1 protein-coding gene is annotated in these 642 nt (G+C 66.8%); it reads left to right on the forward strand.

Annotation, left to right across the window (positions count from 1 at the left end):
- On the forward strand, nucleotides 1-642 hold a 642-nt coding region (locus L687_RS25345), incomplete at both ends, for an ABC transporter substrate-binding protein (protein ID WP_021198595.1).

The raw sequence follows: 642 nt of genomic DNA on the forward strand, positions 1-642 counted from the left end.
GTACGGGGTGTTCGCGGACGAGAAGGTGCGTCAGGCCTTCGCGCGCGGCGTCGACATCGACGCGGCGGTGGAGGAGATCTACTTCGGCCAGTTCCCGCGCGCATGGAGCATCCTCGGCTCGACGACCCCGGGCTACGACGCGTCGCTCGAGGGCAGCTGGCCGTTCGACCAGGACGCCGCGAACGCGCTCCTCGACGAGGCGGGATGGACCGCACGCGACACCGACGGCATCCGTATGAAGGACGGTAAGCGGCTCTCGGTGCGATGGATCGCCTGGACTCCCGTTCCGGATGACCGCGCCGCTCTCGCGAACGCGATCCAGTCCGACCTCAAGGAGATCGGGTTCGAGGTCCAGCGCGAGGTGCTCGAACCCGGGGCCTACAACGAGCAGTACGAGCCGAAGACGTTCGATCTGACGGACTGGGGCTTCTCCGGCGTCGACCCCGATCTGCTGCGCAGCCACCTGCACACCGACGGGTTCCAGAACGCGTCGCAGGTGAGCGATCCCGAGATCGATGCATTGCTGGAGAAGGCCGTCGCGACCAGCGACCAGGACGAGCGCAACGAGCTCTACACCCAGCTGCAGCAGTGGAACGCGACGTATACGGCGATCGTGCCGCTCTACAGCCCGTCTGCGATCAC

It is taken from the genome of Microbacterium maritypicum MF109 (assembly GCF_000455825.1).
GTDB classification, from domain to species: Bacteria; Actinomycetota; Actinomycetes; order Actinomycetales; family Microbacteriaceae; genus Microbacterium; species Microbacterium maritypicum_A.